This is a genomic window from Cellulosilyticum ruminicola JCM 14822 (genome assembly GCF_001311925.1).
GTDB classification, from domain to species: domain Bacteria; phylum Bacillota; class Clostridia; order Lachnospirales; family Cellulosilyticaceae; genus Cellulosilyticum; species Cellulosilyticum ruminicola.
In genome coordinates this window covers 1-7,935 of the sequence record NZ_BBCG01000092.1, presented here as the reverse complement: position 1 = coordinate 7,935, position 7,935 = coordinate 1, and the positions used below count along the sequence as shown (strand labels likewise).

The window sequence follows — 7,935 nt, the reverse complement described above, 5'->3', positions numbered from 1 at the left end:
CAACTCGTTATCTTATTAATTTTTAAAAGTTAATTTAAATATTTTATCATTTATTGTCCATTTTTATCTGGCATCAATAACATAATAATTACAGTAAACACCCCAAACAATACCCCAAGTAATGTCCATATGGCTTTACTAAACCCCTTACGTGCCGCAATTTTATAGCAGATAAAACCCATTAGAAACCATACAAGTGCTACAAAAATCATAGTCTCCCCTCTTCCTTAGTTTTCTATCTGGTAATACATCTTATGAATAACTCTATTATAAAACGGATTTCCTTATTGCACTAGCTATTTTTCTTCATTGATAAATTGGCTAGTTCATCCTTTAAATGTGAAAAAGGAGATTTTACAAATGTTTGTGCAATCTCCTTTTTGATGATTTCTTATATATACCTTAAACGAAAAATGATTGATATTTTTCAAGTAAAGCTTCTTTTTCGATTGTGACTGTCCCTGCTGTTAAGTCGCGTCCTAATTGATAGAGGAATTCTGGTACTTCTTCTAATAAAATAAGACCTGCCACTTCCCCTAAACTTGTACCATGTCCACTTCTATGACCATTGATACAAACTGCATAAGCATTTCTTGCTTCATCGCCTACACGTTTTTTGCCACCAAAGAGTCCCACTTTACTAAGTTGTGGAATCACACAAGCACTCATACATCCTGAAAGATTAATATGTGGTAAGAGGGCATATTCTTCTTTTGGTACATCTTTGAAGCGTTCCACAATCCCATGAAGTACTTCTTCTGTAGGTGTTAAACCAATTTGACATGTGTTTGATCCTGTACAAACTAAAATTCTTTCTGCAATACCTTTTACAACGATATCTTCTGTTGCACTAATAAAGTTTTCAGCTTCTTCACCATTTAAATCTGTTATGTACATAGATTGCTCTTTTGTAAGACGTAATTTTGCACCTGGTGCTTTAGAAACTGCTTCTAAAATTTGTCCCACTTCATCTACGCTTAAATAACCGCCAAGTGGCTGTACGCTTACAGCATATAAACCTTCTTGCTTTTGAGCAGTTAAACGTCTATGTGTAAAGTTTGTAACTTTCCCTACTTTATCATGTGTCACTTCTACTGGATTTAATGTTAGAGAACCTCTTAATTTAACTTTGGCAATATACTCTTCTAAAGTCTTTTTGAATTCTTCTTCTCCTAAGCGGTCTACAATGAAACGAATACGTGCAATATTACGATTTGTACGATTGCCTAGGTCTTCAAATAATTCTTTAAGCCCTTGTACAATATATAAGATTTCATCTTCAAAAATAGTTTCTCTAAGAATAATACCTGATTTAGGATTTTTACCAATCCCGCCCCCTACATAGACTCTAAAAGCTGGCTGACCATTTTCTATTTTTGCTAAAAAGCCTAAGTCTGTAGCTGTAGCATTAGCTGTATCCTCATCTGTATTTGAGAAACCGATTTTGTATTTACGTGGTAAATTAAAGGTATCGATGATACTCATGATATAATCTGCGCAGCCTAAAGCATATGGTGTCACATCAAAAACTTCTCCTTGCTCTACACCCGAAAGTGGTGAACAAGCAATATTTCTAGGATTATCACCGCCACCACCTGTTGTCACAAGCCCCTGAGCTAAAAGTGCTTCCATAACTTCAACCGTTTGTTCTAAAGTAAGACCGTGATATTGAATGGCTTGTCTTGATGTTAAATGAAAACGTGGTACATTTACTTTCTTCCCAATTTCATAAATGCTTTTAAACCACTCTACTTTTAAAACTCCAGATGGAATACGTACGCGAAGCATGAAAGTGCCTTTTACTCTTTGCTGATAAACACCCATGCCGCCCATAATTGATTTAACCTTTAAAAGTTCTTCTTCCCCTGCTAAAACACGGCCAACTGTTTCCTTATAATTTGCTACACTTTGAATTACTGCTGGTATTTCTGAATGTCTCATGAAGTATCCTCCTGTCAATTGTTTATTCCTTCTTATTAAACCACATCAGCCTTACGCCATGCAAGCTTTCTATATTTTTGAATATCAAGCCATTTCTCTAAAAATACAATTTCAGATTGACTATTGCTAATACGATTATAATCACTTAATAAAATGAGAATATCTGTTTCTGAAGTTGCTTTAATACTAAAGCCACGTCCATTAATAACAGGTGCACCTGTATAACTATATTCTTTAATTGGCTTATTATCTTCTACTTTTCCTTCTCTTACATAAACAGCAATTTGATTTCTAAAGATGAGTAAATCAAAGTTTTTAGTAAATCCAAAAAGGTTAATAGAATATTTTTTCCTTTGAATTGAAACTTTGTAATACACCAAGCCATTAAAATCCCAAATACCGTATTTAAACTTGTAGCAATTACTGTAGCTCCTTCATAATCACATTGTTCTAACTTTGACATAATCAAAAGTGATGCAATCTCTATTTTCATTGGCATATTCCCTGCAATGAAAACAACACTACCATATTCGCCTAAGTCTCTTGCAAAGGCTAATGAAAACCCTGTTAAAAGTAGTACTAAAATCTCTGGTAAAACTACATGTCTAAAGGTAGCAAATTTATCTGTTCCTAGCATTGTAGCAACTTCTTCATACTGCCCATCTAAATTTTCAAGTACAGGCTGTACAGCTCTTATGACAAATGGAATACCTGTAAATACTAAAGCTACTATACAAGCACATCCAAAACTTACACGAAAACTCATTAATGCTCTTTTGCTTATAATGACATCTAAAAAATCATGTACACCCATCCCCATAGTTTTATCAAATACACCGCCATCATCAAAATGTTTCTTTTGCGCCTCTTGCCAGCCACCAAACATCTCATCAATTGTCACAAGTTTTAAACTCGGAAACTATCCTTATAAGCCTCAGCTACTTCCTCATCAATTGGGCGATAATAACTTTGTGCAATAATTTTTCGCCCTTCCTTCGTATATAAATAATCAAGATAAGCTGTTGCCACTTCTCTTGTACCCTTTTCTCCACCACTTCATCAACTATGGCAACTGGCGGCTCAGGAAGTATGCTCATAGATGGTACAACGATTTCAAAAGCATAATCATCTCTTTCCTCTAAAGTTAAGAAAGCTTCATTCTCCTATGAAATAAGCACATCTCCTATACCATTTTCAACAAATGTAGTTGTTGCCCCTCTGGCCCCTGAATCTAAAACTTCTACATTTTCATAAAGTGCTTTGACAAAATCTTTTGCAGCCGTTTCATCATTGTCGTGACGTTCTAAGGCATATGCCCAAGCTACTAAGTAATTCCATCTAGCCCCACCTGAAGTCTTCGGATTAGGTGTCCCTACACTTATACCTTCTTTTACTAAATCATCCCAATCTTTATTTGTTTAGGATTGCCTTTTCTCACTAGAAATACAATAGTTGAAGTATACGGTGCACTATTCCCTTCAAACTCACTTTGCCAATCCTTATCAATTAAACCACCTTAGCTTTAATATCATATCCTAAGGCTAAAGTGACCAAATCAGCTTCAAGACCTTCCATCACTCCCCTAGCCTGCTTTTCAGAAGTACCATGAAACTGGCTAATAATGATTTGCTCACCTTTTTCAGATTGCCACTTATTAGTAAATCCTTCATTAATCTGTGTATATAACTCTTTGGTGAGATCATAAGATACATTTAAAAGTGCTACTTGTTTATTTGTCCCTTGCCCACAACCAACTAAAATGCTCAAACTTAATCCACTTATTAAAAAGTATTTCAAACAAAGTTTAAAGACCATTTTTGAAAAATCATCTTATCTCTTCTGTCTATCAAATTCCTACTTATCTAATATGTTTAAATTCCTACTTATCTAATATGTTTAATACGATTTTTAGTTTATACTTCACCCTATTATTTGTCAATATTTTTATAAATTTTTATAATTATATGCAATTACCAAGTTTTATTTATAAATTATAAATAAAACCAACACTTTCATCCACTCTATACATAAATGACAATAAAAAAGCAAATCACTGGCTTATACTCACTAGCAATTTGCATAATTTAGACCTATTTTATCTTAGTTTTATTTCCACAGAAAAATACTAGTTTTAAAACTGTAACTTCTTATTTAATTCAAAAATATTCTCTATTTCATTCCCTACTTCATCATAGCATTTTACTTCTGCCCCTGCTATATACCCCCCTACTATTATCTCAATCCAGCACTGTTCCTCTAAACTTCAAAAGTGCCTCCTCTCTCATAGGTAAATCCGCAAATTTTATTTTCCCATCAATGTTGAAAACCATTTTCACTTTCACTTCATCAACTCATCTTATAGCTTTTACAACAAGTATCCCTATTTTTCCCCTCCTTTATCCCCCACAAACAAAAAGCCAACTTGAAATCATTCCAAAATGGCTTTTTCTCTACAAGTATAACTAACACTACATATAAATAAAATCTTAAAGTTTATATTCACCATCAAAATGAATACATTAACTTTTCTCTTTCTCTCTCCCACCTATGCTATCTAAATAGTAAAGGGAGTAGTGCTTGCTACTATTCCACCTATAAAGTAATTTGATGCTACTCTTAGCGACGATACTGAAAGAAATTTTAAGCGAAGTGTCCGAAGCAGAGTGTACCAGAGCAAGTTTTTCGCCGTTTCTTTCATTATTAGAGTAGCACAAATTACGGAAGGTGTATATAGTAGCAAGCACTACTCCCGATATCTATTAAATATACCTACATTTCTAGATTTAGTTCTTGTTCAGGCGTATTAAATACATTATGATCAATCATTTTATCTTGATGTGCCACAATTGTTGTACATACTGCATCACCTGTAATATTAACTGCTGTACGTGTCATATCTAGAAGTCTATCAATACCCATTATTAAACCGATACCTTCTACTGGAAGCCCTACAGAAGCAAATACCATTGAAAGTGTAATAAGCCCTACGCTAGGTACCCCAGCTGTTCCAATTGACGCAATAGTTGCTGTTGCAATTACAGTTAAATAATCAACAGGTGTTAATGTAATTTGAAATGCTTGTGCAACAAATACAACTGCTACACCTTGCATAATCGCTGTCCCATCCATATTAATAGTCGCACCAAGTGGGATTGTAAATGAGCTTATTTTCTTAGAAATTCCCATTTTCTTATCTAATGTCTCAATTGAAAGTGGAATAGTAGCATTAGATGTAGCTGTTGAAAAAGCAAAACCCATAACTGGTAAAAACTTTTTTAATGAATTTCACTGGACTCATACCAGTAAAACCTTTGAGCATTAGCATATACACAATAAAACATTGTACACCTAAAGCAATAAGTACTCCAAGCATATATTTAATCATTGGTGCAAAACCATCAAATCCAATGGCTGCAAAAGTTTTTGCTATTAGACAAAATACGCCAATTGGTGCTACTTTCATCACCATCATTGTCATATCCATCATAATATTATTCCTTGTGCAAAAAAGTCAATCACTGTACTTGCACGATCACCTTGTGCAGCTAAAATAATTCCAACAATAAGGGCAAAGAAAATAACTTGTAACATATTTCCTTCCGCTAAAGCCCCTATAGGATTAATTGGAATAATATCTAAAAGTACATCAGCAAAAGGTTTAGCTTCTGCCACTGTTGTTTCTACTACCTGAATGGCACTCATATCTAGATTACGTCCTGGATTAATGAGATTCCCGATTGCTAAGGCCACTGTAATTGCCATGGCTGTTGTAACCATATAAAAGGCTAAAGTCTTAACACCTACTTTACCAAGCTTTTTAGTATCTCCAATCGACATGGTTCCACAAACAATCGAGCAAAATACTAAAGGTACAACCAGCATACGCATAGCGCGTAGAAAACCATTTCCTAATACATAAAACACACCATTAATAATAAATTGATCACGCACATAACCTGATGGTATCCAATAATGCATCATAAGTCCTAAAGCTGTGCCTAACACTAATGCAATAAAAATAACTGTTGTTAAGCCTAGTTTCTTTTTGTTTCTTCTCTCCATATACTACTCCTTTATACGCTTCTTACTAAATGATTTTCATATACTCTGCTAAAGCTTCTTTCCAATGTGGCATTTTCATATTTTCTAAAAGATGTCGCATTAAGTTATCTAGCACTGTATAAGCTGGTCTTTTAGAAACCACTTCATCTTCATCATTGGTAACTGCAACTATTTTTGTATTTAATCCTGACAAACGAATAATTTCCTCCGCAAATTCTTTGCGACTACATGTTCCTTCACAAGTTACATGATAAACACCATATTCATTACTTTGCATTAATTTAATAATAAACTGCCCTAAAGCTTTAGCACTTGTTGGATTGCCAAAAGCTTCATTTGAAATATGTATTACATCCTTTTGTTTGGCAAGTGCTAATAAATCTTGAATAAAATTTTCACCTTTGCCATATACCCAATTACTACGGATAATAAAATAACGGTCTGCAAAGTCTTTTACAAATTGTTCACCTGCCAGTTTTGATTTGCCATAAACTAGACTTGGTATAGGCTGATCAAATTCACTGTACGGTTTAGTACTTTTTCCATCAAATACATCATCTGTTGACAAATGAATTAACTTGGCATGCACACGCTTAGTGGCAATACTCACATTTCTTGCTCCAATAGCATTTACTTTATATGCCTTTTGTAAATCAGCTTCACATTCATCTATAGAAGTTAATGCCCCACAATTAATAATGACGTCAGGTCTATTTCTATCTGCAAATTTCATAACTTCTTCTGCATTGGTAATATCTACATCATCTATATCTGTGTTCAAAATTTCCATTTCACATCTATCTAAGATACTATTTAATGCTTTTCCAATTTGACCACTTGCACCAACAATCCATACTTTACTTACATTTTTCATATTTTCCTCCTGCCACATCTATTGAAGTTTTTTCACTTGACTTAAGTATATATATTTTTTATGCAAATTTCAAGCATTTATATAAAATCAAAACAAATGATTGTATACAATTATACAAGTCATTTAAGTAGTGGCACGGATTATTTATATACTTATTTTCAAAAAAAATACTATCCAAGGTTGTTCATTTCATAACTCCCATTTAAAAAGAAAAACAGTATATGGACATCAGTTTGTTACTGTTATACTTCGATGTGGAGACCTTGTGCTCCCGTATGACATTGTACTTTATCAAAAAGATGCGTCCAGTAAAATAAAAATAGCTGCTAACCTATTAAAAGAGCTACCGTATCCAGTTAACAAAGGCTATGTTTTAGCTGATAGTTGGTATAGTTGTGCGGCATTATTTAATGCCGCAACTTAGATAGGTTTTAACTATCTTGGTGCTCTAAAATCTAATCGTAAAATCTTCCCTAGGGTCATAGAGAAGATGATATAAAAATTAATGACTTTATTAAAACACTTAAGCAACATGAACTTGACTTGGTGACAGACAAGGGTAAGTCCTATTATACATATACCTATCTTGGTAGAATTAATGGATTCAAAAAGGTAAAGATTATTATGAGTTGCCCTGAAAATGCTCTTTGGAATAAGCATGCTTTAAAATGTTTTATTAGTCTAGATACTGAACTGTCTACTAAACAGATTTTAAATCATTATCTTAAAAGATGGCCTATTGAAGCATTTTTTAGAGAAACAAAAAGACGATTAGGCTTTGATAAATATCAGATTCATACAATAAGAAGAATAAAACGATATATGTACTTATTGATGCTATGCTATCTATACTGCGAACTAGAAGTTCAAGGCATGTCATTAGGATTTAGTAAAGGATTAAAGCAGGCTAGAAATGAATTGAAACGCCTTGAAATAACTTGGATTTATGAGCAAGCGATAAAAGGTATTTCAATTCAAAATATTTCAAAAAACAAGCTGTTGTATAAAGGAAAGTATACCCTTTTATATTGGAATATTATTCCTTTAATCTTTTGGGA

At 33.5% G+C, this 7,935-nt stretch carries 10 protein-coding genes and 1 pseudogene; 2 read left to right on the top strand and 9 right to left on the bottom strand.

The annotated features are described in order from the left end of the window. Positions 1–50 precede the first annotated feature (50 nt). From JCM14822_RS20685 to rfbD, 9 genes and pseudogenes are all read right to left on the bottom strand, one after another. The gene (locus JCM14822_RS20685) at positions 51–212 is read right to left on the bottom strand and encodes a hypothetical protein (RefSeq protein WP_157047862.1); all 162 of its coding nucleotides are present in this window, start codon (positions 210–212) and stop codon (positions 51–53) included. A gap of 190 nt (positions 213–402) precedes the next feature. After that, positions 403–1,941, bottom strand: a complete 1,539-nt coding sequence (locus JCM14822_RS17185) for a nitrite/sulfite reductase (RefSeq protein WP_054743720.1) — start codon at positions 1,939–1,941, stop codon at positions 403–405. A 35-nt stretch (positions 1,942–1,976) separates the two neighbouring features. Then, positions 1,977–2,318, bottom strand: a complete 342-nt coding sequence (locus JCM14822_RS17180) for a hypothetical protein (protein ID WP_054743718.1) — start codon at positions 2,316–2,318, stop codon at positions 1,977–1,979. Next, complete coding sequence (locus tag JCM14822_RS24255; protein WP_330377662.1) at positions 2,210–2,842, bottom strand: ABC transporter permease; 633 nt, start codon at positions 2,840–2,842, stop codon at positions 2,210–2,212. The genes JCM14822_RS17180 and JCM14822_RS24255 overlap by 109 nt, the downstream gene beginning before the upstream one ends. 5 nt (positions 2,843–2,847) lie before the next feature. Further along, positions 2,848–2,970 (bottom strand): hypothetical protein, encoded by a 123-nt coding sequence (locus JCM14822_RS24250; protein ID WP_330377661.1) that lies wholly within the window; start codon positions 2,968–2,970, stop codon positions 2,848–2,850. Between the two features lie 134 nt (positions 2,971–3,104). Continuing rightward, the gene (locus JCM14822_RS24665; RefSeq protein WP_334291658.1) at positions 3,105–3,323 is read right to left on the bottom strand and encodes a hypothetical protein; all 219 of its coding nucleotides are present in this window, start codon (positions 3,321–3,323) and stop codon (positions 3,105–3,107) included. A gap of 124 nt (positions 3,324–3,447) precedes the next feature. Beyond that, the gene (locus JCM14822_RS24245) at positions 3,448–3,708 is read right to left on the bottom strand and encodes a hypothetical protein (protein WP_083461540.1); all 261 of its coding nucleotides are present in this window, start codon (positions 3,706–3,708) and stop codon (positions 3,448–3,450) included. Between the two features lie 1,002 nt (positions 3,709–4,710). Then, positions 4,711–6,003: pseudogene (locus JCM14822_RS24660) on the bottom strand (dicarboxylate/amino acid:cation symporter). A 25-nt stretch (positions 6,004–6,028) separates the two neighbouring features. Beyond that, positions 6,029–6,877 carry a dTDP-4-dehydrorhamnose reductase gene (gene rfbD / locus JCM14822_RS17165; protein WP_054743716.1) on the bottom strand — a complete coding sequence of 283 codons (849 nt, stop codon included), beginning with the start codon at positions 6,875–6,877 and terminating at the stop codon, positions 6,029–6,031. 265 nt (positions 6,878–7,142) lie between these two features. On the opposite strand from rfbD, the gene JCM14822_RS20680 reads away from it, so the two are divergent. Then, the gene (locus JCM14822_RS20680) at positions 7,143–7,301 is read left to right on the top strand and encodes a hypothetical protein (RefSeq protein ID WP_157047861.1); all 159 of its coding nucleotides are present in this window, start codon (positions 7,143–7,145) and stop codon (positions 7,299–7,301) included. A 122-nt stretch (positions 7,302–7,423) separates the two neighbouring features. Next, a partial coding sequence (locus tag JCM14822_RS17160; protein WP_157047860.1) for a transposase occupies positions 7,424–7,935 on the top strand: 512 nt, incomplete at its 3' end.